This window comes from Chromobacterium sp. ATCC 53434 (genome assembly GCF_002848345.1).
Lineage (GTDB): Bacteria > Pseudomonadota > Gammaproteobacteria > Burkholderiales > Chromobacteriaceae > Chromobacterium.
Genome location: NZ_CP025429.1, coordinates 3,983,557 through 4,009,270 on the forward strand (window position 1 = coordinate 3,983,557; position 25,714 = coordinate 4,009,270).

General features: G+C 65.7%; 23 protein-coding genes. 4 read left to right on the top strand and 19 right to left on the bottom strand.

Features of this window, described 5'->3' with window-relative positions; genetic code table 11:
• Nucleotides 1-2: 2 nt before the first annotated feature.
• Both pstB and CXB49_RS17595 read left to right on the top strand, forming a co-directional pair.
• Nucleotides 3-776 (top strand): phosphate ABC transporter ATP-binding protein PstB, encoded by a 774-nt coding sequence (gene pstB / locus CXB49_RS17590; protein WP_199406713.1) that lies wholly within the window; start codon nucleotides 3-5, stop codon nucleotides 774-776.
• 226 nt (nucleotides 777-1,002) lie between these two features.
• Entirely contained in the window at nucleotides 1,003-2,457 is a 1,455-nt protein-coding gene (locus tag CXB49_RS17595; protein ID WP_101709585.1) for an inorganic phosphate transporter, read from the top strand.
• 196 nt (nucleotides 2,458-2,653) lie between these two features.
• Here CXB49_RS17595 and recG read toward each other — a convergent pair whose 3' ends face one another.
• The 10 genes from recG to CXB49_RS17645 form a co-directional block, all read right to left on the bottom strand.
• Nucleotides 2,654-4,702, bottom strand: coding sequence for an ATP-dependent DNA helicase RecG (gene recG / locus CXB49_RS17600; RefSeq protein WP_101709586.1), 2,049 nt, complete (start codon nucleotides 4,700-4,702; stop codon nucleotides 2,654-2,656).
• A gap of 89 nt (nucleotides 4,703-4,791) precedes the next feature.
• Nucleotides 4,792-5,223, bottom strand: coding sequence for a DUF2147 domain-containing protein (locus tag CXB49_RS17605; protein ID WP_101709587.1), 432 nt, complete (start codon nucleotides 5,221-5,223; stop codon nucleotides 4,792-4,794).
• Nucleotides 5,224-5,334: 111 nt separating this feature from the next.
• On the bottom strand, nucleotides 5,335-6,171 hold the full coding sequence (locus tag CXB49_RS17610) for a PhzF family phenazine biosynthesis protein (protein WP_101709588.1): 837 nt from the start codon (nucleotides 6,169-6,171) through the stop codon (nucleotides 5,335-5,337).
• Entirely contained in the window at nucleotides 6,171-6,632 is a 462-nt protein-coding gene (locus CXB49_RS17615) for a DUF4124 domain-containing protein (RefSeq protein ID WP_158300936.1), read from the bottom strand. The genes CXB49_RS17610 and CXB49_RS17615 overlap by 1 nt, the downstream gene beginning before the upstream one ends.
• A 129-nt stretch (nucleotides 6,633-6,761) precedes the next feature.
• A complete protein-coding gene (locus CXB49_RS17620) occupies nucleotides 6,762-7,142 on the bottom strand; it encodes a RidA family protein (RefSeq protein ID WP_101709590.1) in 381 nt (126 codons plus the stop codon).
• Nucleotides 7,142-8,332 carry a radical SAM family heme chaperone HemW gene (hemW, locus tag CXB49_RS17625; RefSeq protein WP_101709591.1) on the bottom strand — a complete coding sequence of 397 codons (1,191 nt, stop codon included), beginning with the start codon at nucleotides 8,330-8,332 and terminating at the stop codon, nucleotides 7,142-7,144. The genes CXB49_RS17620 and hemW overlap by 1 nt, the downstream gene beginning before the upstream one ends.
• On the bottom strand, nucleotides 8,329-8,922 hold the full coding sequence (gene rdgB, locus CXB49_RS17630) for an RdgB/HAM1 family non-canonical purine NTP pyrophosphatase (RefSeq protein WP_101709592.1): 594 nt from the start codon (nucleotides 8,920-8,922) through the stop codon (nucleotides 8,329-8,331). Before rdgB ends, hemW begins: the two co-directional genes overlap by 4 nt.
• Nucleotides 8,923-8,990: 68 nt before the next feature.
• Nucleotides 8,991-10,064 carry a PotD/PotF family extracellular solute-binding protein gene (locus CXB49_RS17635; protein WP_101709593.1) on the bottom strand — a complete coding sequence of 358 codons (1,074 nt, stop codon included), beginning with the start codon at nucleotides 10,062-10,064 and terminating at the stop codon, nucleotides 8,991-8,993.
• A gap of 103 nt (nucleotides 10,065-10,167) precedes the next feature.
• On the bottom strand, nucleotides 10,168-11,166 hold the full coding sequence (gene dusA, locus CXB49_RS17640) for a tRNA dihydrouridine(20/20a) synthase DusA (protein WP_101709594.1): 999 nt from the start codon (nucleotides 11,164-11,166) through the stop codon (nucleotides 10,168-10,170).
• Between the two features lie 150 nt (nucleotides 11,167-11,316).
• Nucleotides 11,317-11,928 (bottom strand): M15 family metallopeptidase, encoded by a 612-nt coding sequence (locus CXB49_RS17645; protein WP_101709595.1) that lies wholly within the window; start codon nucleotides 11,926-11,928, stop codon nucleotides 11,317-11,319.
• Nucleotides 11,929-12,070: 142 nt separating this feature from the next.
• Here CXB49_RS17645 and CXB49_RS17650 point away from each other — a divergent pair, with 142 nt between their 5' ends.
• Together CXB49_RS17650 and CXB49_RS17655 are read left to right on the top strand one after the other, a co-directional pair.
• On the top strand, nucleotides 12,071-13,657 hold the full coding sequence (locus CXB49_RS17650; protein ID WP_101709596.1) for an ABC transporter substrate-binding protein: 1,587 nt from the start codon (nucleotides 12,071-12,073) through the stop codon (nucleotides 13,655-13,657).
• Entirely contained in the window at nucleotides 13,645-14,628 is a 984-nt protein-coding gene (locus tag CXB49_RS17655) for a succinylglutamate desuccinylase/aspartoacylase family protein (RefSeq protein WP_233492848.1), read from the top strand. The genes CXB49_RS17650 and CXB49_RS17655 overlap by 13 nt, the downstream gene beginning before the upstream one ends.
• A gap of 71 nt (nucleotides 14,629-14,699) precedes the next feature.
• On the opposite strand, the gene tssA is transcribed toward CXB49_RS17655, so the two are convergent.
• The 9 genes from tssA to CXB49_RS17695 all read right to left on the bottom strand — a co-directional run bounded on the left by tssA (nucleotide 14,700) and on the right by CXB49_RS17695 (nucleotide 25,690).
• Nucleotides 14,700-15,785: a type VI secretion system protein TssA gene (gene tssA, locus CXB49_RS17660; RefSeq protein ID WP_101709598.1), complete on the bottom strand. Its 1,086-nt coding sequence runs from the start codon at nucleotides 15,783-15,785 to the stop codon at nucleotides 14,700-14,702.
• 9 nt (nucleotides 15,786-15,794) lie between these two features.
• A complete protein-coding gene (locus tag CXB49_RS17665; RefSeq protein WP_101709599.1) occupies nucleotides 15,795-16,058 on the bottom strand; it encodes a PAAR domain-containing protein in 264 nt (87 codons plus the stop codon).
• Nucleotides 16,055-17,488, bottom strand: a complete 1,434-nt coding sequence (locus CXB49_RS17670) for a hypothetical protein (protein WP_101710759.1) — start codon at nucleotides 17,486-17,488, stop codon at nucleotides 16,055-16,057. The genes CXB49_RS17665 and CXB49_RS17670 overlap by 4 nt, the downstream gene beginning before the upstream one ends.
• Before the next feature lie 10 nt (nucleotides 17,489-17,498).
• The gene (gene tssH / locus CXB49_RS17675; RefSeq protein WP_101709600.1) at nucleotides 17,499-20,135 is read right to left on the bottom strand and encodes a type VI secretion system ATPase TssH; all 2,637 of its coding nucleotides are present in this window, start codon (nucleotides 20,133-20,135) and stop codon (nucleotides 17,499-17,501) included.
• 32 nt (nucleotides 20,136-20,167) lie between these two features.
• Complete coding sequence (locus CXB49_RS17680; RefSeq protein WP_199406714.1) at nucleotides 20,168-20,875, bottom strand: hypothetical protein; 708 nt, start codon at nucleotides 20,873-20,875, stop codon at nucleotides 20,168-20,170.
• Between the two features lie 12 nt (nucleotides 20,876-20,887).
• The gene (gene tssG / locus CXB49_RS17685) at nucleotides 20,888-21,964 is read right to left on the bottom strand and encodes a type VI secretion system baseplate subunit TssG (RefSeq protein WP_101710760.1); all 1,077 of its coding nucleotides are present in this window, start codon (nucleotides 21,962-21,964) and stop codon (nucleotides 20,888-20,890) included.
• Nucleotides 21,961-23,820: a type VI secretion system baseplate subunit TssF gene (gene tssF / locus CXB49_RS17690; RefSeq protein WP_101709601.1), complete on the bottom strand. Its 1,860-nt coding sequence runs from the start codon at nucleotides 23,818-23,820 to the stop codon at nucleotides 21,961-21,963. The genes tssG and tssF overlap by 4 nt, the downstream gene beginning before the upstream one ends.
• 144 nt (nucleotides 23,821-23,964) lie before the next feature.
• Complete coding sequence (locus tag CXB49_RS23725) at nucleotides 23,965-24,387, bottom strand: hypothetical protein (RefSeq protein WP_158300937.1); 423 nt, start codon at nucleotides 24,385-24,387, stop codon at nucleotides 23,965-23,967.
• A gap of 31 nt (nucleotides 24,388-24,418) precedes the next feature.
• Nucleotides 24,419-25,690 carry a hypothetical protein gene (locus tag CXB49_RS17695; protein WP_158300938.1) on the bottom strand — a complete coding sequence of 424 codons (1,272 nt, stop codon included), beginning with the start codon at nucleotides 25,688-25,690 and terminating at the stop codon, nucleotides 24,419-24,421.
• Nucleotides 25,691-25,714 lie beyond the last annotated feature (24 nt).

The window sequence follows — 25,714 nt, forward strand, 5'->3', positions numbered from 1 at the left end:
GCATGACGACCATGACCAGCACCGCCTCCAAGCTCGAGGTCCGCAATCTCAACTTCTACTACGGCAACTTCCACGCGCTGAAGAACATCCAGCTGGAAATCGCGCCGCGCAAGGTCACCGCCTTCATCGGCCCGTCCGGCTGCGGCAAGTCGACGCTGCTGCGCACCTTCAACCGGATGTACGAGCTGTATCCCGGCCTGCGCGCCGACGGCGACATCCTGCTGGACGGCCAGAACATCCTCGGCCGCGACATCGACGTCAACCTGCTGCGCGCCAAGGTCGGCATGGTGTTCCAGAAGCCGACGCCGTTCCCGATGTCCATCCACGACAACATCACCTTCGGCGTGAAGCTGTACGAAAAGCTGTCCAAGGGCGAGATGGAGGACCGCGTCGAATGGGCGCTGCGCAAGGCGGCGCTGTGGGACGAGGTGAAGGACAAGCTCAAGCAGTCCGGCAACTCGCTGTCCGGCGGCCAACAGCAGCGGCTGTGCATCGCCCGCGCGGTGGCTTCGAAGCCGGAAGTGCTGCTGCTGGACGAGCCGACGTCGGCGCTGGACCCGATCTCCACCGCCCACATCGAGGAGCTGATACACGAGCTGAAGGAGGACTACACCATCGCCATCGTCACGCACAATATGCAGCAGGCGGCGCGGGTGTCCGACTACACCGCCTATATGTATCTGGGCGAGATGGTCGAGTTCGGCAACACCGACACCATCTTCACCACGCCGCAGAAGAAGGCGACCGAGGACTACATCACCGGCAAGTTCGGCTGACGCCCGCGGCGGCCGGCGTCATGCTGGCCGCTGCCGTTCCCCCGGCCAGCCCATGCCATCGCCATTCGGCAAATCATGGGCTTAGCCGTTTTTCAACCCGCTGCTGTCAAGCGGATTTTGCCGTTTTCGCAGGCAAAACCACAGGCTTTGCATTTTTTTTATAAAGACTTGACGGCACTGGCGGGGGACACAACAATCCCGCCTTTACGATAATCTCAGACACGCCATGCTGGACCTGTTTTCCGGGCTCGACCCCCATGTAGCCATCACCCTGCTACTTTCGCTGGGCTTCGTGCTCGCCTTTGAGTTCATCAACGGTTTCCACGACACCGCCAACGCGGTCGCCACCGTCATCTACACCCAGTCGATGAAGCCTCGGCTCGCCGTGTTCTATTCCGGCGTCTGCAACTTCCTCGGCGTGATGAGCGGCGGCCTCGCCGTGGCCTACGCCATCGTCCACCTGCTGCCGGTGGATCTGCTGATCTCGGTGAACACCACCCGCGGCATGGCGATGGTGTTCGCGCTGCTGGCAGCCGCCATCCTGTGGAACCTCGGCACCTGGTATCTGGGCCTGCCGGCATCCAGCAGCCACACGCTGATCGGCGCCATTCTCGGCGTCGGCGTCGCCAACAGCCTGATCAACCACACCTCGCTGTCTCACGGCATCAATTGGGGCAAGGCGATCGACGTCGGCGCCTCGCTATTGGTCTCGCCGGTCGTCGGCGCGGTGATGGCAGGCCTGATCGTGATCCTGTTGCGGCGCTACCGCCCGCACAGCAACGTCCACAAGACGCCGTACCAGCGCCAGCAGGTCGAGGGCCGCAAGCATCCGCCGTTCTGGACCCGCTTCATGCTGATCGTGTCGGCGATGGGCGTCAGCTTCGCCCACGGCGCCAACGACGGCCAGAAGGGCGTCGGCCTGATCATGCTGGTGCTGATCGGCATCGTGCCGGCCAAGTTCGTGCTGAACCTGGACAGCACCCCGTACCAGCTGGAACGCACCCGCGACGCGGCGCAACACCTGCAGCAGTTCTACCAGCGCCACGAAGCCGACCTGTCGAAGATCATCGTCAAGTCGACCAGCACCAGCCAGTACGAGTGCCATCCGCAGCAGACGGTGGCCACCGCCGGCCAGCTGCTGACGCTGATGGGCGACGGCAACGACTACCACAAGCTCAGCGCCGCCCAGCGCTGGGAAGTGCGCACCCAGCTGCTGTGCCTGGACGACGCCGCCAAGAAGGCGTCCGCGCTGCCCAAGCTGTCGTCCGACGACAAGCAGTTGCTGGACAATCTGCGCAAGGACCTGACCACCACCACCGAATACGCGCCGACCTGGGTGATCATCGCCGTCGCGCTGTCGCTGGGCATCGGCACCATGGTGGGCTGGAAGCGCGTGGTGAAGACCGTCGGCGAAGGCATAGGCAAGAAGGACATGACCTACGCCCAGGGCGTGGCCGCGCAGACCACCGCCGCCGTTTCCATCGGTCTGGCCAGCTGGTTCGGCTTCCCGGTGTCCACCACCCACGTGCTGTCCAGCGGCGTGGCCGGCACGATGATCGCCGACAAGGCCGGTCTGCAGCTGTCCACCGTGCGTTCGATCGCGCTGGCCTGGCTGTTCACGATGCCGGCGTCGATGGCGCTGGCCGGCGGCCTGTATTACCTGTCGGCCCAGTGGTTCTGACGCCGGCGCCCGCCAAACGAAAGCCACCGCGTGCGGTGGCTTTTTTTATCGCTTGACCCAAGTCAACGAAACGACGGACTGCGCTTGAACATAAAATTCATCAATTGCTAATATGAAACCGCTTCATCAATGGTTTCTTTATGTTTGCAGCAACCCCTCCCTCGCCGCCGCGTTTTCCCCCGAACCCGGCGGTTTTTTACGCCTTCAAGAACTGCTCCCGCCCAGCCAGCCATCGTTCCAGATGGGCATCCGCCGCCTGCGACCAACGTTCCAGCAACATCGGCGCCAGATCGCGCGCCGCCTCCAGCAGCGCCTGGTCCTGTTCCAGATCGGCGAAACGCAGCATCGGCAGGCCGCTCTGCCGCGCGCCGAGAAACTCGCCCGGACCGCGGATCCGCAGATCCTGCCGCGCGATCTCGAAGCCGTCGACGTTCTCGTAGATCACTTTCAGCCTGGCCTTGGCCAGATCGGACAGCGGATTCTCGAACAACAGCACGCAGACGCTCCTGGCGCTGCCCCGTCCGACCCGGCCGCGCAACTGGTGCAGCTGGGCCAGGCCCATCCGCTCGGCGTGCTCTATCACCATCAGGCTGGCATTGGGCACGTCGACGCCGACCTCGATCACCGTCGTCGCCACCAGCACGTCCAGCTGGCCGGCGGCGAAGGCGGCCATCGCCTCGGCCTTTTCCGCCGCCTTCAGCCGACCGTGCACCAGGCCGATGCGGCGGCCGGGCAGATCCCGTTGCAATTGCTGGTGGCAGTCCACCGCCGTCTGCAGTTGCAGCGCCTCGGACTCCTCGATCAGCGGGCACACCCAGTAGGCCTGATTGCCCTCCAGGCAGGTCTTCTCGACGAACTGCACCACTTCGGCGCGGCGCGGGCTGCCTATCAGCTTGGTGACGATGGGCGTGCGGCCCGGCGGCAACTCGTCTATCGCCGACACGTCGAGGTCGGCGTAGAAGCTCATCGCCAGCGTGCGCGGGATAGGCGTCGCCGACATCATCAACTGGTGCGGCTCTCCCCCCTTGTCCTGCAGCGCCAGCCGCTGACCGACGCCGAAGCGGTGCTGCTCGTCGACGATGGAAAGGCCCAGCTTCTGGAAGGCCACATCGTCCTGGAACAGCGCGTGGGTGCCGACCGCCAGCCGACACTGGCCGGAGGCGATTTCGTCCAGCGCTTGCTGCTTGGCCTTCTTGCGCAAGCTGCCGGACAGCCAGGACACGCCCAGCCCCAGCGGCGCGAGCCAGCCGGACAGCTTCAGGTAGTGTTGCTCGGCCAGGATTTCGGTCGGCGCCATCAACGCCACCTGGTAGCCCGCCTCTATCGCCGCCAGCGCCGCCAGCGCGGCGACGATGGTCTTGCCGCTGCCGACATCGCCCTGCAGCAGCCTGTGCATCGGGTGCGCCTGCCGCATGTCGGCGCGAATCTCGTCCAGCACCCGGCGCTGCGCGCCGGTCAGCCGGAACGGCAGGCTGGCCAATAATTTCTCCGTCAGGCTGCCGTCGCCGGCGATGCGCGGCGCATGGCCCAGTCGTCGCGCGCGGTAGGCCAGCCGCATCGACAGCTGTTGCGCCAGCAATTCGTCGAATTTCAGCCGCTGCCAGGCCGGCAGCCGCGGATCGGCCAGTTGCTGCGCCGACCATTCCGGCGGCGGCTGATGCAACAGGCGGATCGCGTCGGCGAACGGCAGCAGCGCCAGCGGCGCCATCAAGGCTTCCGGCAGCAATTCGTCCAGCCGCTGCGCCTGCAGCTCGACGTGGACCAGCTTGCGCAACACCGGCTGGGTCAGGCCGTTGACCGTTGGATAGACCGGGGTCAGGCTGGCGGCCAGCGGCGCGCCCTCGCTCACCTCGCGGGTCTTCGGATGAACCATCTCGTCGCCGGCGAAGCCGCGGCGTATCTCGCCGAGCGCGCGGACGCGGCTGCCTTCGGCGAACTGTTTCAACTGGCTGGGGTAGAAGTGGATGAAGCGCAGCAGCAGCGTACCGCTGCCGTCCTCTATCTGCACCCTGAGCTGCTTGCGCGGCTTGAAGCTGACCTCGTGCGCCACCACCGTGCCCTCGACCAGCGCAGGCTGGCCGTAAGGCGCGTCGGCGATCGGATAGATGTGGGTCTCGTCCTCGTAGCGCAGCGGCAGGTGCAGCACCAGGTCGAAGCGGCGGCGTATGCCCAGCTTCTCCAGCTTCTTCGCCAGCGCGGCCGGCACGGCCGGCGGCTGGTTGGCAAGATCGGTCGGCGGATTCATGAGGACAGATTGTACCCAACAATGCAAAAGGCGGAAGCGGCTTGCGCCGGCTTCCGCCTTTTGGACTGATGGACCTGGCGTCCGTCGGTTTACTGCTGGCGTTCCCAGACCTGGGAGCGGAAGAAGGGGCCGATATAGCCGCGCACGCGCAGCTTCTTGCCGTCTTCCACCAGCTTGGCGCCGGAGGTGTAGATCTTGCCGGACTTCGGATCGAGGATCTGGCCGTCGGACCATTCCTCGCCGCTCTTCTTCAGACCCCACAGGATCTGCATGCCGTTGACCGGCTTGCCCTTGTTGGCGCCGTCGCACTTGTCGCACACCGCGTCCGGATGCAGGTAGAGCTTGACGATCTTGCCGGTCAGCTCGCCGTTCGGCGCTTCGTTGATCTGCACCAGCGCCTTGGCCTGGTGGGTTTCGTCGTCTATGGTCTTCCACAGACCGGCGGCGCTGCCGGCCAGCGCCAGTTGGCTGGCCAGACCCAGGGCAGCGGCGAGGCCGGCGGCTTTGGCGATTCGAATCATGATGTTTTCCTCGTCTTGCTTATTATGGAATAGCAGTTTATGAAACAGCAGTTTGGAGTAGCGGCTCTAGGATGCCAACAGCCGACCGCAACGTCAAGCCGGGTGACCGGCTCAACAGCGGAACTCGCCGCCGCCCATGAACTGGGTCCGCCCGCCGACGCTGACGGCGCCGTCGGCGTCGACGTCCAGATAGAGCACATTCGGCCGGTCTATCGCCTCGCCCTGCTCCAAGCGCCACGACAACGGCGACAGGCCGTTCCGCGCGCACCAGCCGCCCAGATTGGCGCAGGCGCTGCCGGTGCCCGGATCCTCCAGCACCGCGCCGTCCTGTTCGAAGAACAGCCGCACGGTGGCGACGCCCTCGCGCTGGTGCCAGACATAGGCGACGCTGCGCCCCGGCCGCAACGTCGCGTGCCGGATGAACAGCGCCGGATCGGGCCGGGCCCGCAGCACCGCCTCGCGACTGGAGAGCGCTATCAGCAGTTGCTCGCTGCCGGTGTCGACCCATTGCGGCGCGTGCGCGACGTCGGCCTCGTCCAGGCCCAGCATCGCCGCCGCCTCGCCGGCGCCGCAGCCGGGCCGCGCCTGCGCCGGCAGCGCCCGCAGCCGGAACACGCCGTCGTCGTGCGAGATAGCGATCAGACCGGAGCGGGTGCGCAAGGCGAAGGCGTCGCCGTGCTCGCCGGCGGCGTGCAAAACAGCCGCCGCCCCCAGCGTCGGATGGCCGGCGAACGGCAATTCATGGCCGGGCGTGAAAATGCGCAGGCTGGCGGCGCAATCGGCGTCGCCGGGAAACAGGAACACGCTCTCGGACAGGTTGAACTGCCGGGCGATCTGCTGCATGTCGTCGTCGGACAGGCCGGCGGCGTCGGTGAACACCGCCAACGGGTTGCCGCCGAAGCGCTGCTCGGCGAACACATTGACGATCTGGAACGGGTAGGCGTCCATCAGTCCTCCTGATATAGATGGCAGGCCCGATCCTGCATCTGATCCTCAACCTTGGCAAGGCGCTGCCGCCCGCGCGCGGCCTCCCGCAGCGGCAGGCTGCGGCGCAACTCGGCGGCCAGGGCGCCGCGCCTGGCGTCCAGCTTGCGACAGCGCTCCCGTTCGGCCAGCCACTTCCGATGCCGCGCGGTCTGTTCGCGCCGCTCGGCGCGGGCATCGGCCTGCCGGCGCTTCTCGCGTCCGTCCGACCATTGCTCCAATTGCTCGCGGTAATGCCCCGCCTCTCGTCCGCCATCGTCGCGCTCGATCACGCTGAAGGCGTCGGAGGCCGGCTCCAGCGCCCGGCTGCCGGGCGGGCAAGGCTGCTGGCCGTAATGGATGCCGCCATCGCGGTCCCGGCATTTGAACACCTCGGCCTGGCAAGCCATCGCGGCCAGCAACAAGCCATATAGCGCGTATCGCATCTCGCTCTCCGACGCGGGGACTCGCCCAAGATGCCAAAAAACTGGCCGTTTGGCCACTGGCTGGTCGGCCATGCCCGGACGGCAAAAAGCCCCGGCTCGCCGGGGCTTTTTATAGCGGGCGCGATGCGTTTACAGCACCAGCACCGCTTCGGCTTCGACCAGCACGCCCTTCGGCAGGCTGGCGACGCCGACGGCGGCGCGAGCCGGGAACGGCTGGCTGAAATACTGGCCCATGATTTCGTTGAAGGTGGCGAAATTGGACAGGTCGGTCAGATAGGCGTTGAGCTTGACGATCTGATCCAGGCTGCCGCCGGCGGCTTCGCACACCGCCTTCATGTTCTTGAACACTTGGTGGGTTTCGGCGGCGAAGCCGCCTTCCACCACGGTCATCGTCGCCGGATCCAGCGGAATCTGGCCGGACAGGTAGACGGTGTTGCCGGCCTTGACCGCTTGCGAGTAGGCGCCGATGGCGGCCGGAGCCTGGTCGGTATGGATGATTTCCTTGGCCATTATTGATCTCCTTCTTTGAGGAACAGGGTGAGCAAATCGTTGAGGAAGCGCTGGCCTTTCAGCGTCGGGCGCAAGGTGGCGCCGTCGCCGTCCAGCAGGCCTTGCGTCCGGGCCTCGTCCAGCTGGCGGCGGATCAGCGCCAGCGGCAGGCCGGTGCGCTCCTGGAACAGGCGGCTCTCGAAGCCGCCGGTCAGGCGCAGCAGATTCATCATGAATTCGAACGGCAGGTCGGCGCGGGCGACTTTCTGGCTGCTGAACAGCGGATTGCCGTCGGCCACCGCCTTCAGATAGGCGGCCGGCTGCTTGTGCCGCATCTGGCGGACGATGCCGGCGTGGCTGCTGATCTTGCCGTGCGCGCCGGCGCCGATGCCGACGTAGTCGCCGAACTGCCAGTAATTGAGGTTGTGCCGGCTGTGGCGGCCGGGCTTGGCGAAGGCCGAGGTCTCGTAATGGTCGAAACCGGCGGCCTCCAGACAGGACTCGATCGCCTCCTGCATGTCGGCCGACACCTCGTCGTCCGGCAGGTTCTTCGGCGTGTCGACCGCGAACATCGTGTTCGGCTCTATCGTCAGATGGTAGGCCGACAGATGGGTGACGCCGTAGGACAGCGCGGTGTTCAGATCGGACAGCGCCTCGTCCAGCGTCTGGCCCGGCAGCGCGTACATCAGGTCCAGATTGACGTTGTCGAAGTGGGTCAGCGCGATCTCGACCGCGCGCTTGGCCTCGTCGCCGTCGTGGACGCGGCCCAGCGCCTTCAAGTGCCTGGGATCGAAGCTCTGGATGCCGATGGACAGCCGGTTGATGCCGGCCTCGCGGTAGCCGCGGAAACGCTCGATCTCGAAGGTGCCGGGATTGGCCTCCATCGTGATCTCGGCGTCCGGATGCAGCTTCAGCCGCGCGCGCACGCCGGCCAGCAGCACGTCCATCGCCTGCGGGCTGAACAGGCTGGGCGTGCCGCCGCCCATGAAGATGCTGGCCAGCGAGCGGCCCCACACCTCGGGCAGCGAGTATTCCAGATCGCGCAGCAACGCGTCGACATAGGCCATCTCGTCGAAACCGTTCTTCGGCTCGTGCGAGTTGAAGTCGCAATACGGACACTTGCGGATGCACCACGGGAAGTGGATGTACAGCGCCAACGGCGGTAGCTCGCGCAGGCCTCCTGTCAGCGCCGAGACGTCGACCACGCTCATGCCAGCGCCTTCAGCTTGGCCATCAGCGCGGCCAAGGCCTGGCCGCGGTGGCTGACGCGGTTCTTCTCGGTGGCGCCCAGCTCGGCCGCCGTCACGCCGTGGCTCGGCAGGAAGAAGTATGGGTCGTAGCCGAAGCCGCCTTCGCCGGCCGCCTCGTCGCGCACCTCGCCCAGCCAGATGCCGTCGGCCACCAGCGGCTGCGGATCGTCGGCGTGGCGCACCAACACCAGCACGCAGTAGTACCAGGCGCGGCGGTTGGCCTCGCCTTGCAGCTTTTCCACCAGCAGCGCGTTGTTGCGCGCGTCGGACTTCGGCTCGCCGGCGAAGCGGGCGGAGTACACGCCCGGCGCGCCGCCGAGCGCCTCGACGCAGATGCCGGAATCGTCGGCCAGCGCCGGCAGGCCGGTCAGCCGGCTGGCGTGGCGCGCCTTCTCCAGCGCGTTCTCCAGAAAGGTATGGTGCGGCTCCGGGCATTCCGGCACGTCGAAGTCGCGCTGCGGGCGCACGGTGACGCCAAGCTCGGCGAACAGCGCGCCGAATTCCTTCAGCTTGCCGGCGTTGTTGCTGGCGAGAACCAGTTGATCGAACATCTTTTCGCTCTTTCTAATCTTGTCGGTGCGGCCGAACCGGCGCGATGGCGTCCGGCCAGGCCGCCAGCTTAGCGGCTGACCTTCACTTCCGTCCACATCCGCGCCAGCGCGCGGCGCTCGACCGGCGTCAGCTCGCGCAATACCGTCCACTTGCCGGCCTGCTCGGCGCTCGGATTGATCACCGGGCTGGCCTTCAGGTCGGCGCGGAAATAGGGGCTGGCGGTGGACACCGGATTGGTCGCGCCGTTGAGGTTGGTCAGCTGGGCGGCGTTCTGACCGTCCAGCATGAAATTGATGAACTGGTAGGCGAGGTCGGGCCGTCTGGCGCTGGCGGTGATCGCCATCGTGTCCACGCCCAGCTCGTTGCCCTCGCGCTGCGGCACATTGCCGATATGGAACGGCCGCCTGGTCAAGCGGGCGTCCTCGCTGGCCTGGAAGAATTCGGTGGAATAGCCGAGCGCGACCCAGATATTGCCGATGGCCAGCTGCTTCAGATAGCTGGCGTTGGAGAAGGCGGCCCAATACGGTTTGGCGCGCTTGATCGCGTCGCGCGCGGCGCGCATGTCGGCGTCGGAGGCCTGGTTCGGGTCCTTGCCCAGGTAGAACAGCGCGGCGGCGAACACCTCGCGCGAGCTGTCCAGCACCGTCACCTTGCCCTTGATCTTCCGCAGCACCGCCGGATCGAAGATCACCGACCAACTGCCGGGATCGACGCCCAGCTGCTTCAGCTTCTCGACGTTATAGCCGACCGAGGTCAGCGACAGCACCGTCGGCACGGTGTAGCGGTTGCCCGGATCGTAGCCCTGCGACAGATAGGCCGGCGCCACGTTTTTCAGATTCGGGATCCGGCCGTGATCCAATGGCTGCAACAGCTTCTGCTTGCTCATCGCCTGCACGACGAAACTGGACGGGAACACCATGTCGTAGCCCTTGGCGCCGGCGGCCAGCTTGGCCAGCATTTCCTCGTTGTCGCCGTAATAGTCCTGCACCACCTTGCAGCCGCAGCGCTGCTCGAACTGTTTGACGATGCTGTCGGACAGCGAGCCGCTCCAGTTATAAATGTGCAGCACGTCGTTGGGACCGGCCCACGCGAAACCGGAAGACAGCGACAGGATCAGGGTCAGCTTCTGCAACGTTTTCAATTGGGATTCACCTCCAGACGGTCATGCAGGGCATGACAACCATGACAAAAGGCGGCCGCAGCCGCCTGGCGAAGACAACCGCCCGTCGGCGGCCATCGGATAATCAGGCGCGGCGGCTCGCCAGCGTCGCTTCGTAAGCCTCTCGCAGCAGGCCGGCGTCGGCGCCGTCCAAGAGCTTGGCGTCGGACAGCATCCGGCGCCAGTTGCGCGCGCCGGGCAGGCCCTGGAACAGGCCCAGGATATGGCGGGCGATGTGGCGCACATTGCTGCCGTCGCCCAGACGCGCCGTCACATAGGGCATCATCGCGTCGACCACCGCCGCGCGCTCCGGACCGGCGGCCGCCTCGCCGTAGAACAGCGCGTCCCACTCGGCCATCAGCCACGGGTTGTGGTAGGCCTCGCGGCCGACCATCACGCCGTCGACATGCTGCAAATGCTCGGCGATCTCGGCGTTGGTCTTGACCCCGCCGTTGATCAGTATCTCCAGATCCGGCCGCTCCCGCTTCAGCCGATAGACGTAGTCGTACTTCAACGGCGGGATCTCACGGTTCTCCTTCGGGCTCAGGCCTTTCAGGATGGCGTTGCGCGCGTGGACGATGAAGGTGCGGCAGCCGGCCTCGGCCACGGTGTCGACGAACTCGCGCAGGTAATCGTAATGCTCGATCTGGTCGATGCCGATGCGGTGCTTGACGGTGACGTCGATGTCGACGACGTCGCGCATCGCCTTGACGCAGTCGGACACCAGCTTGGGCTCGGCCATCAGGCAGGCGCCGAACGCGCCCTTCTGCACCCGCTCGGACGGGCAGCCGACATTGAGGTTGACCTCGTCGTAGCCCCACTGCTGCGCCAGACGCGCGCATTGCGCCAGTTCGGCCGGCTCGGAGCCGCCCAGTTGCAGCGCCAGCGGGTGCTCGGCCTCGTCGAAGCGCAGATGGCGCGCGACGTCGCCGTTCAACAGCGCGCCGGTGGTCACCATCTCGGTGTACAACCAGGTGCGCCGCGTGATCTGTCGGGCGAAGTAGCGGTAGTGGCGGTCGGTCCAGTCCAGCATCGGCGCGACGGACAGGCGGCGCGGCGGCAACGAGCGAAGTGCTTGATTCATGCGGCGAAATCGGGCTTGCCGCGACGGCTTCGGTCCGAGGCCGGGGCTTCCCGGCGTCCGACATTCAGACGACTGCGACTAAGCGTTTGTAATCAAACGAGGAATTATCCTACCGACGGCCTGCCAGGGTCAAGGATCAATACTTGCGGGCTACTCCACCCACCGCATATGGGCGCGCACCCAGTCGCGTTCGGCCGCCTCGAAATGCCACCACTCGGTGGCGATGCCGTGAAAGCCCACCCGCTCCATGCAGCCGCGCAGCAGCAGGCGGTTGGCCAGCTGCGGGCCGGTCAGCAGCCCGTCCGCCTGCATCTGCCGCTCGCGCCGCGGCTGGGCCAGTTCGGTGAAGTCGTCGAAGCCGGTGCCCATGTCCAGCTCCTGCCCGCGCTCGTCCTCCAGCGTCAGGTCCACCGCCATGCCGAAGCTGTGTATCGAGCCGCGCGCCGGGTCGGCGACATAGATGCGCTGCGGCGTGTCCTTGACGATGTCCCACAGCACCCGCTGCACCCGCCCCGGACGCAGCGCGTCGAAAATCCTCAAGCGATAACCCGGCCACAGCCGGCCCAGCTCGCGCGCGGCCAGCCTGAGCCGGTCCGCCGCCCGCCGGTGCAGCAACGCCGGCACCGCGCCGCCGTACAGATCGCGGCCGACGAAGTTGTCGGCGCAGGCGTAGCGCAGGTCCAGCCTGACGCCGTCCATGTCCGCGATCGAGACATATTCCGGATCGCCCGCCAGGTCCTCCAAACTGATCGTCGTCGCCATCGTTCCGCCTCCAGACGCCGCCACATCCGAAATAGCCGCGCGCTCCGCGCGGCCCCGGCCGCGGAGTGTGCGATACTCTGCCGGCACCTCACACCCAGGCGCCGCCGACTGCCACCGCGCGCCAGCCTCCAGGAAAACGGCCATGATCCTATCCCGTTCCCTTTACGCCTTGCTGCTGAGCGCCACCCTGGGCGCGGCGCTCCCCGCCCTCGCCGCCAGACCGCTGGTCTTCTGCGCCGAAGCGTCGCCGGAAGGCTTCGATCCGGCGCTATGGGACAGCGCCACCACCTACAACATCACCAAGCCGGTGTTCCAGGGCCTGGTGGAATTCCAGCGCGGCGGGGTCGCGCTGCGTCCCGGCCTGGCCGAGAGCTGGACCGTGTCCGACGACGGCCTGCTCTATACATTCAGACTGCGGCGCGGCGTCAAGTTCCATCGCACCGGCTATTTCACGCCCAGCCGCGACTTCGGCGCCGACGACGTGGTATTCACCGTCAAGCGCTGGGTACGCCCCGAGCTGCCATTCAACCAGGCGTTCAAGACCCCGCTGACCGGTCCCGACGGCTATGGCCTGTCCAAGCTGATCGCGTCGGTCGACAAGGTGGACGAGCACACCGTCCAGATCCGGCTGACCGAGCGCAACGCCCCCTTCCTGACCTTTTTCGCGATGGGCTTCGCCGGCATGCAGTCGGCGGAGTACGCCGGGCAGCTGATGAAGGCGGGCCGCCCGCAGCAGATCAATCTGCTGCCGATCGGCACCGGTCCCTACCGCTTCAAGAGCTACGCCAAGGACTCCATCATCCGCTACGAGGCCAATCCGCAGTACTGGGGCAAGCCGCAGAAAACCCGCAGCCTGGTCTTCGCCATCGTCGCCGATCCGCAGGTGCGCATCCAGAAGCTGAAGGCCGGCGAATGCCAGGTGGCCGCCGCGGTGCGCGAGTCCGACCTCGACGCGCTAGCCGCCGACAAGAACATCAGGATCGCGTCCACCGGCGCCAGCAACATCTCCTACCTGGCCTACAATCTGAAACGGCCGCAGTTCGCCAAGCGCGACGTGCGGGTGGCGCTGGACATCGCCATCAACCGCGACGCGCTGTTCAAGGCCATGTTTCCCAAAGGCGGCGCCACCCAGGCGGTCAATCCCTTCCCGCCGTCCACCTGGGGCTGGAATCCGAACACCCGCAACGAGTACGATCCGGCCAGGGCCAGGGCGCTGCTGGCGCGGGCCGGCTATCCCAACGGCTTCACCGTCAATCTGTGGGCGCTGCCGGTGCAGCGTCCGACCAATCCCAACGGCAAGCTGATGGCGCAGATGATCCAGCAGGACTGGGCCAGGATAGGCGTCAAGGCCAATATCCAGTCCTACGAATGGGGCGAATACCTGAAGCGCGCCGCCGCCGGCGAGCACGATGTCTATATGTCGGGCCTGACCAGCAATTCCGGCGACCCTGACGACTTCCTGTGGAACAGCCTGTCCTGCAGCGTCAGCAAGGGCGGGCAGCGCTTCTGCGACGCCGAATTCGACCGGCTGCTGCAACAAGCCCGCCAGACCACGGACCAGAAGCGGCGGACGCAGTACTATCTGAAGGCGCAGCAGATCTTCAAAGAGCAGCGGCCGTGGATCACCATCGCCCATTCGCGCATCTACATCCCGCTGCGCGCCGATGTGCGGGGCTTCGTGATCAATCCAAACGGCGCTTTCGATTTCGAGGACGTATGGCTCAAATGAACCCGGCCTGGCCGCAGGCCTTCGCCTGCCACCGCTACCAGGCGCTGGCCGACGGTCCCCGCCTGATCATCACCGGCGCCGTGCACGGCAACGAAGTCTGCGGCGCCATCGCCATCCGCCGCGTGATGGCGGAGCTGGAGCGGGGCGCGCTGGCGCTGCGCGCCGGCCGGCTGACCCTGGTGCCGGTGGCCAATCCGCTGGCCTACCGGCTGGGTCAGCGCGGCGGCGAGCGCAATCTGAACCGCAATCTCGCGCCTACCCAGCAGCCGCGGGACTACGAGGACCACGTCGCCAACTGGCTGTGCCCGCTGCTGGCCGAGCACGAGGTCCTGCTGGACCTGCACTCGTTCCGCTCGCCGGGGCGGCCCTTCGTCTTCGTCGGTCCACCCGACAACGACGGCGCGCTGGAACCGTTCTCCGACGCGGCCCGCGAGGAGGCGCTGGCCCGACGGCTGGGCGTGGCCCGCGCGGTGGACGGCTGGCTGGCCACCTACGCGCTGGGCGTCGAGAGGCGGCGGCTGAACCCGCAGGGCGACCCTCGACAACGCGAGTTGAACGGCGACGCCCGCTACGGCGTGGGCACCACCGAATACATGCGCAGCCGCGGCGGCTGGGCGCTGACGCTGGAATGCGGCCGCCATGACGATCCGGACGCGCCGGAGGTGGCCTACCGCGCCATCGTCAACACGCTGGCGCACCTGGGCATGATCTCGGCGCCGGCCCCGGCGCCGCGGGACATGGAACTGTTGAGCCTATACGAGGTGGTGGACAAGATCGACGACGCCGACCGCTTCGCCCGCGACTGGGCCAGCTTCGACGCCGTCGCCGCCGGCGAGACGATAGGCTGGCGCGCCGACGGCGAGCCGGTGCTGGCGCCTGAGGATGGCCACATCGTGTTCCCCAGTCCGGACGCGCCGGCCGGTCAGGAATGGTTCTATCTGGCCCGGCCGTCGGACCGGTTGCGCCACTGAACCGCCCCCGATGAAAAACGCGCGGCCGACACGCCGCGCGTTTTGTCTTTACCCATGTCGCCTGAACGGGCTCAATCGTCCTGGCGCACGTCCAGCAGTTCCTGCAACTGGCTCAGCGTGCCGCTGTCCTTGACCACATGCTGCAGCCATTCCTCCAGGCTCATCTCGGCCCAGCGCGCCGCGCGCTCGGCCAGCAGCGCCACCGGGCTGTGCGGCTCGTTGTGGCGGAAATAGCGCGCCACCTCGGTCAGGGCGGTCACCGCCTCCTGGCGGCTGCGGATCTGGCCGTTGAAGGCGCTGGCCGGAACGGCGGTATGGACCGGGCTGGACGGGATCTGGCTCACGGGCTTGCTCTCCTCTGCCGACTGGCGTTGCGGCGCGGCCGCCGGCTGATTGACGGCGAATTGCTGGCGATAACGCAGCACCAGGTCCTGGCAGGCGTAGACGGCGTTGCGGATGTCGGCCAGGCTGGGGCCGTCCTGGCCGAAACGCTGGTCGACCAGCGCGTCCAGTTCCTCATAGGCGGTCAGCAGCGCCACCAGTTCCTCGGCCTTGGCCTGGAACCAGCCGTGGCCCGACTGGGCGGCGGCCTTCTCGAAAGCGTCGCCGCTGAGCTTGCCCTCGGCGATGGCCGCCTCCCGCGCCTCGCCGTCCTTCAGGCCCAGGTTCTCCACCTCGCGCGATTGCTGCCATTGATGCCAGCTGTAAGCGCCGAACTCGGGCTTGGTCAGCGGCACATTGCGCAGCGCGTTGCCGAGCTGCTGGTTCATCCATTCCAGCTTGGCCACGCGCTCGTCCAGATCGTGCGGATCCAGCTCCGGGTAGCCGCTCTCCCAGTACGCCCGCAGCCAGCCGCAGACCAGCGCCAGGCCGCGCGCCAGGCCCGCGACGCCGTTGACCTGGGTCTGCGCCTCGGCGTACCAGGCCAACAGCTGCAGATCCTTGCTCTTGTTCTGCAGCGCGTCCTCGCACAGCCGTATCACCTGCGGCCACTCTGCTGTTTTCAAAGACTGCTCCCAGTCGCCCTGCGCCAGCGACGGATCGTCGCTGCGGCGCGCTTCCCGTATCTGATCGAAAATCAGCGAGTAGGCCAGGTCCTCCCCGGCTGGCGCGGCCGGGTTCACCGGCCGCATCAGGTGTTCAATGCTTTGATCCATATGCTTTCTCTATCCCTTGCCGACCTGCGGCAGCGTCGAAATCAATGTGGCGCCGCAGCTGACCTTGTGGCCTTCCAGCGCCACCGCCTTGCCGCCGACCAGCCAGCCGCCGTCGCCTTCGACGATGGTGCAGTTGACGTGGCCCTGCTTCGGGCAGGTGACGGAATCGCCGACGCAGGCCACTTGCTTGCCGAACAGCGTGGTGGACGCGGCCGCGCTGACCACCTTGCCGCCGTGGTCGGTCGGATCGCCCAAACGGATTGCCGCCTTCATGCCGTCGCCTCCTCTGCCGGCGGCCTGGCCAGGGCCAGCGACACCAGCTCGTTTTCAAAATGGGTGATCACCGCGGGCGCCTGCAACCGCGCGCAGTGGCTGACCGCCGCCGCGGTCAGCAGCAGCGGCGTCGCCGCGCCGGCGTCGCCCCACTCGCGCACGACATTGCTCGCCTCGTCTATCGGGTGCAGTTCCACCTGGTGCCGCGACAGCGCGGTGGCGATGGCGGCCAGCCGCACGCCGCCGACGTCGATCTGGCCGCTGTTGTGGCACAGCCAGGCCAGGCTGGACGCCTGGTTCTTCTCCGGCCTGGCCTCCTCCGGGCTGAACGGATAATCCAGCAGCGCGGCGTTGACCAGCGCGTTGTCCAACACCGGCTGCAGGCTGCGCGCCAGTTGCAGCGCCCTGCCCTGCGCCAGGCTGACCGAGCTCGATTGCGCCAGCACCGCCAGCGTCGGCAGGCCGGCGAGGCTGGCCTGCCGGCTGGACGGCACCGCGCCCCAGCCTGCGGCCGGGCCGGCGAAATCCTTCTCCCAGTATGGCTGGTAAGGATCGGCGCCCTCCTGCTGCCGCCATTCCAGCGGCAAGGGCAGGCCGTCGCGCAGGAACAGCATGGCCACCACGGCCAGGCCCGGCTCGCCGTGCCAGCGGCGATGCTCGCGCAGCGCCGGCTCCAGCTCGACCCAGTCGTCCTCCTCGTCTCGAGCCGCCAGCGGCGCGTCGGCCGCCAGCACCACCAGGCCCGGCAGCTCCGGGTCCTGCCGCAAGACCTGCAGCACGCGGTCGGCCAGTTGGCCGCTGCCGGGCAGGAAGCGGCAGTCGCCGGACGTCTGCGTATCGGCGCCCAGGCCAGCGGCCGCCGCCTGCTTCTTCAGCGCCTTGATCCGCGTCAGCTGCTCGACGCCGGCGACCTGCGCCATCGGCTCCAGATACAGCGGCAACCAGGCCGCGCCCGGCGCCTCGGCGTACAGGCCGGTCAACAATTCGGCCAGATACGGCGCCAGCGCGTCCAGCGCGTCGCCCGCCTCCACCTCGTCCTTGTCCAGCGCGATCCAGGTGGCGCCGTCCCCGGTCTGGGCCAGCCAGGCCGGCTCGTCCTTGGCCGGCGTCGCCGCCGCCCACAGCCAGCGGCAGGCGACCGCCCACTGGCGCTCCTGCAGCGCGGCCAGATGCTGGGCGCGCGCCGCCTCGCGCTGGCCGTCGCGCTCGGTCGCGGCCTGCTCTTCCTGCTGCCTGGCCTCGTCGGCCGCGCGCTTTTCCTTCAGATAGCCCCACAGCTTGATGGCCGCGCCCAGCAGCATCGGCGGCGCCAGGTGCAGCATCAGGATGGCCGACGGGCTGATGCGCTGCCAGCTCTGCGGCAGCGCCAGCCACAGCAGCGCCCACCAGCCTATGGTGATGCCGCCGAACAGGCCCAAGGTTCTCCACATCGCCAACACCTCAGCTCACCTTGACCTTGACCTGCTCGCCCTTCAACGCGACGGCGATCTTCTTCACCGGCTTGCCGGAGGCCATCCGCGCCAGCAGGTCGTTGGAGATCTGCGCCAGCAGCGTGCGGGTCAGAATGGCGTCGGCGTTGCGGGCGCCGCTGTCCACGTCCATGCAGCGCGCCGCCATCTGCTCGGTCAACTCTTCAGGGAATTCGACGTGCGCGCCGTGGTTGTCGGCGATGCGCTGCCGGATCTTGTCCAGCTTCAGGCCGACGATGGCGCGCAGCACCTCGTCGCCTATCGGGAAGTAGGGCACGATGGTCAGGCGGCCGAGGAAGGCCGGCTTGAACGTCTTCTGCAGCGTCGGGCGGAGGATTTCCACCAGGTCGTCGGCGCTTGGGTCGCGGGTCTCGCCGTCCACCGTCACGCCGTGCTCGCAGGCGCGCATCACCAGATCGGTGCCGGCGTTCGACGTCAGCAGGATGATGGTGTTCTTGAAATCCACCTCGCGGCCTTCGCTGTCTTCCAGCACGCCCTTGTCGAACACCTGGAAGAACAGCTCCATCACGTCCGGATGCGCCTTCTCCACTTCATCGAGCAGCACCACGGAATACGGCTTGCGGCGCACGGCCTCGGTCAGCACGCCGCCCTCGCCGTAACCGACATAGCCCGGCGGCGAGCCCTTCAGGCCCGACACGCTGTGCGCTTCCTGGTATTCGGACATATTGATGGTGATCAGATTGCGCTCGCCGCCGTACAGGGCCTCGGCCAGCGCCAGCGCGGTCTCGGTCTTGCCGACGCCGGACGGCCCCACCAGCAGGAACACGCCCTTGGGCTTGCCCGGGTCTTCCAGATTGGCCTTGGCGATCTGCACGCGCTCGGCGATCTGCTCCAGCGCGTGGTCCTGGCCGATCACGCGCTCGGCCAGCAGCTTGGCCAGCTTCTGCACCTGCTCCAGCTCGTTGCTGACCATGCGGCCCAGCGGAATGCCGGTCCAGCCGGAGATCACGTCGGCGATCACGCTCTCGTCCACGCATTCGAAGGCCAGCGGCTGGTGCTTCTGCAACTCGCGCAATTCCTTGCGCTTGGCCTGCAGCGGGCTGGTCTTCCTGCCTTTGGCCGGCTTGGCCTCGTCCTTACCCGCCTTCAATTCGTCGATTTCGGCGATCAGCTTCTGCTGCGCCTCCCAGGCCTGATGCAGCGCGGCCAGGTCCTGCTCCAGCTCGGCGCGTTGCGCCAGCAATTCGACGATGCGCTCGGCGTGGCCGTCCTCGCGCTCCAGCGCCGCGGTTTCGCGGTCGATATTGTCTATCAGCACCGTCACGTCCTCGATCGGACCCGGCTTGCCGGCGCGCGACAGCGCGACACGGGCGCAAGCGGTGTCGAGCACGCTGATCGCCTTGTCCGGCAGCTGGCGGCCGGCGATGTAGCGGCTGGACAGCTGGACCGCGGCGGCTACCGCCTCGTTGAGGATTTCCACCTTGTGGTGCCGGGCCATCGCGTCGGTCAGGCCGCGCACCATCTGCACGGCGATTTCCGGCGCCGGCTCTTCCACCTTCACCACCTGGAAGCGGCGCGCCAGCGCGGCGTCCTTCTCGAAGTACTTCTTGTACTCGGCCCAGGTGGTGGCGGCGATGGTGCGCAGCTCGCCGCGCGCCAGCGCCGGCTTCAGCAGGTTGGCCGCGTCGTTCTGGCCGGCCGCGCCGCCGGCGCCGATCAGCGTGTGCGCCTCGTCGATGAACAGAATGATGGGCACCGGGTTGGCCTTGACCTCGTCTATCACCTGGCGCAGGCGGTTTTCGAACTCGCCCTTGACGCTGGCGCCGGCCTGCAACAGGCCCAGGTCCAGCGTGCGCAGCGTAACCCCGGCCAGCACCGGCGGCACCTCGCCCAACACGATCTTGCGCGCCAGGCCCTCGACGACGGCGGTCTTGCCGACGCCCGGCTCGCCGGTCAGGATGGGGTTGTTCTGCCGGCGCCGCATCAGGATGTCTATCATCTGGCGGATTTCGACGTCGCGGCCCAATATCGGATCGATCTTGCCGGCCTTGGCCTGCGCGGTCAGGTCTATCGTGTATTTGTCCAGAGCCGGGCTGCCGCGCTTGCCCTGCGGCGCGGCCGGCTGCTCGCCGTCATCGCCGGCCACGGCCTCCGGCTGCGCGCCGTCGGCCGTCTCTCCGCCGTGCTGGCGCAAGGCCGCGTAGGCGCCGTCCAGCCGGCCGGCGTCCTGGCGCGCCAAGGCCGGCGCGCCGGACTGCAGCACGCCGCGCAAGGCCTCGTCCTGCCACAGCGCCAACAACAGATCCAGCGTGGAGACCTTGTCCTGGCCGCGCTCCGCGCTGGCCGACAGCCAGGCCTTTTCCAGCCACTTAGGCAACCACGACGACAGCACCGGATTGCGGGTGTTGCCGCTGCGGAAATTGTCCAGCGCGGCGTCCAGCTCGCGCTCGACGCGGGACAGATCGGCGCCCAGCGCGCGCAGGGCCGCCAGCGCGGCGTTGTCGTCCTGATCGAACATCGCCAGCAGCACGTGCTCGATCTCGATTTCGAAATGGGTGCGGGCCAGCGCGCGGCTGGCGGCCTGCTCGATGGCCTGGCGCGCGGTGGGCGTCAGCCGGTCTATCAACGATTTCAGCGCTACGGACATATGCTCGTTTTCTCTAAAGGTATCGATTCAAATCATTCGTCGTTGGCGGCGGCGACCGGCATCATCTCGTCCAGCCAGCCGTTGAGCGCCGCGCAACCGTCGTCATCCAGGTCGGCCAGCATCGCGCCGTACCAGCCCCGCACCTGCGCCGGCTTCAGGCACTGCTGCAGCAAGGGCCAGCTGCTCTCCAGGAAAACCGCGAGGAAGGGCACGCCGCGCCGCTGCAGAAACGCGTCGTCGGTGATCTTCAGCTGTCGGTACAGCTCGCGCAGCCAGGTCAGATAGGGCAAGGTTTCCGCCGCGTGGCCGGACTGGGCCAAGGCCGCGATGAAATTGGCGTAGCCGGCGGCGCAGGGAACGTCGCGACTGACGCGATTGAGCTCGTCGAACTTCATCAGCCAGGCCTTGCCCCGCCCGATCTCGCCGGCCATGACCGAAGCGGTGGCCAACTCCAGCGCGTTATGGGCGGACGGCTCCAGCTCGAACAGCGTCTGCCAACAGGACAAGGCCGTGCGCCATTGTTCCAGCCGGCTGGTGGACAGGGCGCACAGCCGGTAGGCGTCGGCGCGCAACTCGGCCGACTTCGCCTCCAGATGCGGCTGGGCCAGCCGCAGCGCCCGCGACCAGTCGTCCTGCCGCAACGCCGCCACCGCCGCTTGCAGCTCAGGCGAGGTGTCGCTGCGCGCCATGCCCAACGAGGGGGATTTCCGGCGAGCCAGCAAACGGTTGAGAATGCTCATGCCTTTCCAATCTCAGTTCAACAGCGTGTAACGCATATCGTCGGGATGGCCCTGCGGCCGTCCCAGCCAACTATCCCCGCCCAGGCTCAGCGCCGCCGAACCCAGCACCGCCGGCGCCACATCGCGCTCGTCCAGCACCAGGCACACCTCGGCGGCCAGGCTGTGGCCAAGGGCGAACTGCATCAAGGCCCGCAGCGCCTGCGCGCCGGCGGCGTGCGGCTGCAGCGCGTCGAACTCGGCGCGCCTGAGCGGCCCCAGCCTCAGCTTCAATTTGGTCTGGCGGTCCCAGATGCGCTCGCCGGCGAAAACCGACAGGCCGAGTTCGCAGCCGGCCATGCCCAGTTGGCTCTGCTCGCCGTCCGGCACCTGAAGCCATTGTCCGACGAACTGCTCAAGCGCGGCCCGCACGCCGAAGAAGCCCTCCACCAGCGTCAGCAGCGCCTGGCCGGACAAGGGCTTCTGGCTCAGCAAGCCGGCGTAGTAGACGAACATCCTCTCGTCCAGCTCGGCGCCCGGTCCCATCTGCTGCCGCAGCTGCGACAGGCCGACGCCGCCGAGGTCCAGCAGATTGCGGGTGAAGCCGTCATGCTCGCCCGCCTCGACATGAATCCAGCTGCGGTACTTGCACCAGGCCTCGAAAAACAGCGAGGCCGCCCGGTGGCTGAACAGGTCGAAGAAGGCGTGCATCGTGTCGTCGCGGTAACGCAGCCTGCGCTCCAGCAACAGCTCGGTGTAGGCGGTCGGCAGCGCGCCGCTCGGCCCGGTCAGGCCGAGGAAGCTGATCGTCATCTCGTCCGCCGCGCCGCTCTCGTCCGTCGCCGGCTTGTAGGCGGTCAGTTCGCTGGCCGGAAAGGACAAGGACGCCAGCGTCCGAAAACGCAGCCGCGCCGGCAGCCGGCCGGCGCGCGCGCCGCCTCGCTTGTGGCCAACCAAACCCAATATCCGCGCCGCCTGGAAGAAGCCGAACTGGCTGGCGTCGGCGGCCAGCTCGCCGCGCAGATCGCGCGGCTTGCGGCCCGGGAGCGGCGCCTTGCCGCCTCCGCTTTCGCCGGCGGCCGGCGCTGCCGCCACCTCGAGATCGGCGCTCATATCACCAGCGCCTCGCCGGCCCGCGCCGGCCATGCCGCCACTTCCTGGTTCTGCTGCGTCGTCTCCACCCGCAACCTCGTGAAGCTGTTCGGCGCGCAGTACAAGGCGAAGAAGCGCTCCAGCACCGAGGCGAACAGATAGACGCTGCCGCCGACATAATAATCGGCGTCCAGTTTCAGGCGGATGTCGCTGCCGCGGACGAAGCCGGCGAAATCGCGGCCGCTGACCCGCGTCACCGCCGCCTCGCTGTGAATGCCGACGATGCCCTGGATCTGACGCACATTGACCGGCGAGGCGGTCAGATTGTACAGCGCCAGCATCTCCTGCAAGGCGGCGACGCCGGAATCGACGATGGACATATAGTTCAGCGACAGGTGGGAGATCAGCCGCCACTGCACCGCGCGACCCAATGGGCTGCGCTGGCTGGCCGACGGCTTGCGCAGCAGCCGCACCCGCTTGACCACCGAATGGCCGGGCAGCGAAAAATCGGTGCGCTGCGCCGCCTGGCTGCCGCCGAACGGAATCTGCTCCGGCAAGTCGCGGTTGCTGCACAACAGGTCCAGGCTCAGCACCTCGGCCGCCGGCCGCACCGCGTTGAACTGCAGGTCGACCAGGTGCAGCTCCAGATCGGTGCCGCGGTCGCCCTGGCGCGGCGAGCCCTCGCGGCTCGTATGCCAGTAGAAGCGCGGCGTCTGGCGCTCGCCGCCGTGGCGGGTCGCGTAGAACGGCGGCACCTCCTCGCTGCTCTCGCCGTCGCCGGACTTCTCCACACGTACCACGCGGCGGATCTGGATCACCTCGTAGGCCTGCTGCTTGCGCCCGTCGGCCAGCACCGGATAGCCGGTCTTCTGGTGGCTGACGCGGATCGGATCGCCGGGCTGATTGAACAGATTGACGATGGGCGTGCAGCCGAGCTTCAGATGCTGCGCCTGCAGTTGCGCCAATAAACGGTGGTGGCGCTCGCTGTCCGGATAATCGGCCAGCGCCAGTTGCAGCACCAGCTTGCCGCCGTCCAGCCGCGCCGCGGCCTTGCCCAGCTCGGCGATGTCGACGAAGAGGAATTTGTCCGGATAACAGAAATACTCGGTCAGTAGCCGGTAACCGACGAAGGAGCGCTGATCGTACTCCAGCATGCCTTCGTCACGGCCGAAGCCGACCGGGCGGATGACGGAGGCCGGCAGCGTCGTCGTCGCGGCCGGATTGTCGGCACCGTCGCCGACGCGGACGCGCAACACCTGCGACAGCAAAAGCTCGTACAGCAGATGCATCAGCGCCGGCTCGCCGTCGAGGAAGAAGCGCAGCGACTCCAGGCCGATATCGGCCAGCGCCAGGCCGCCGTGGGTCTGGAATTCCAGCGTCAGCAGCGCCGCCGCGTCCGGCGCCTGCTGACGCAGATACGGCGAGCCGGCGGTCAACTCCAGCCGCGCGCTCTGTAGCGACAGCGGATACAGGTCCACCGGGTAGGCGCTGCGGAATTTGCACACCACGCCGCCTATCGCCGGCGCCTGCACCTGCTGACCGCGCTCCACCCGGTAGCGCTTGGCGATCTCCGGCCGCGCCGGATCGCACTCGAACTGGACGATGGTCGCCGACGGGATGGGCTGCAGATAATGCGGATACAGCACGTCGAGGAAGCTCTCCGCCACCTCCGGATAATCGTCGTCCAGCTTCTTGTGGATGCGCGAGGCCAGCAGCGCGAACGACTCGATCAGCCGCTCGGTGTGCGGATCGGCGCACTGGTCGCCCTCCATCTGCAGCCGGCCGGCGATCTTCGGATAACGGCGCGCGAACTCGCCCGACAACTCCCGCAGGTGGCCGAGTTCGCGTTCGTAATAAGGTAGTAAGGATTCAAGCATGCTTTACAAGGCACGGTCGCCCAAAAGCAGGCGATCTATTGTTAAGTTGTCATAATCACCAAACAATTACGATCCATTTAGTTTGGCTACCATCTTTTAAAGAATATCGATCTAAATACCAACCAGATCCACCCTATGCTACTTTTACTCCTTAATTATTTCCGCACACTCTCGACCAAAAGTAATTCCCTCTCCACCAAATACTGTCTTGCAACTATTGACCCTCCCTCCACCAAGCTGACACCCCAACGATACCCTTGTTTTTTCCAATTTTGAAATCTTAAACTGATACATATTTCCCAGTATCAATTTATAATCTGCATCAACAGGCAAATCCTCTACCCCATAATCAGAAAATTCCACGATTAGCGTTGGTGTCTTATTTTCCTTAGGCCACCAAATATCAGCCTGATAGGTATTCTTGCTTACCTGGACAGGGTTAATAAATTTCCCATCCGATTGATATCTATATAGCACGGCACTCTTCGGAACGTCTCCTTTCCAATGCTGAATGGAAAATTTATTAACCAGGCTCTCACACTCAGCAGCCACTGCATGATGAGACATCAGAATACTGCCACACAAAATCACCACAAACCTAGAAAGCTTCGATATAACCATAATAATTACTCTCAAAAGCACTGTTATCAATACCATGGGGAGGCTTGACCAAGCTCATTGCCGGCTCACTCAACTCCCCGTCCAAGTTATACTTCCGAATGGTTTGAGGGTTATAACCCCAAGTATACACTTGGAAACTTACCTGATTTTTACCATCTAAAAGACCGCCCTCATATACAACCCAATGAGACTCTTGAAGATCGCCAATACTATAGCCCGATTTATTTCTAATCATTTTAGCGTCTATCATTAGAAGAATCTGATGCCCTTTCTTTTTAAGATCATCAATACTCTTCAAATCCGCAAGTGCAGCCGACACATCCTCTCCGCTATAAGAAAAGGCCTTTTTCACAACAGTTCCAATTAGGCTAATACCAACAGCACTGGCATTACCATAGCCTGCAATCCTTTTAACAAGCCCCTCCATCATCCCCGGCCAGTTAATTGCAGTAAATTGATCCCAGCTTCCTGTTTCAATACCATGGTAGCCTAGATTGCTTTCCGAGCTTCTTGTACCCGCCAATACAATCCAGTCAGCCTCCCACATGCGCATGTGTTCGTAATCACTATCTTTCGGCTTGATCTCATACATCGAATCAGACGGCTTGATAGAAAAATCGTCAATCTTGCACAATCCGGTCCGATGTAGTTCATGCGCGATTTTTCTATAACGATCAGGACTCCGCTTAATCGTCACATAATACAGCGCGGCCATCCCGCACAAGCTGCTACTACCCTGATCGATACGCCATGGTTCCTGCATCCGTTCCTGGACCTGCGTCTGCACACGCTTCGCATCAAACCAGCGGAAACGATTATGCACAAACTGAACTAGCTCGCAACTCTGATCCGGATCGTCCAAATAGGCCTTGACGGTCAAGTCGCAACCACAAAAGTCCGGATCATCGATCTCTATCTTCGCCTTGCTGCCGAGATTCCCCAACTCCTTCCTGACCATCTGACCCTTTGATGTATCAGGACTCACATACTCGATAGCCCAGCAATACTGACTACCATTGGCAGGCTCATCGCCATTCATCAACGTTACGGCAAATTCATACTTATTGTCATAAATCATTGCCTTCTGGAGCTTCCCTCCAGACCCGTCGTTCTTTGAGCCGTCATGCAGCGGAGTCAACAAAGTTATTTTACGCGGCACTTTGATGATGGTTACATTAGGCTTGCCGGAGTTAGAAGATTTAAGAGAGTCTTCATACAAGCTCTGTCCTGCAGTATTAGCGGCGCCCATCACTTCATTCCTCTCATGGCTGGC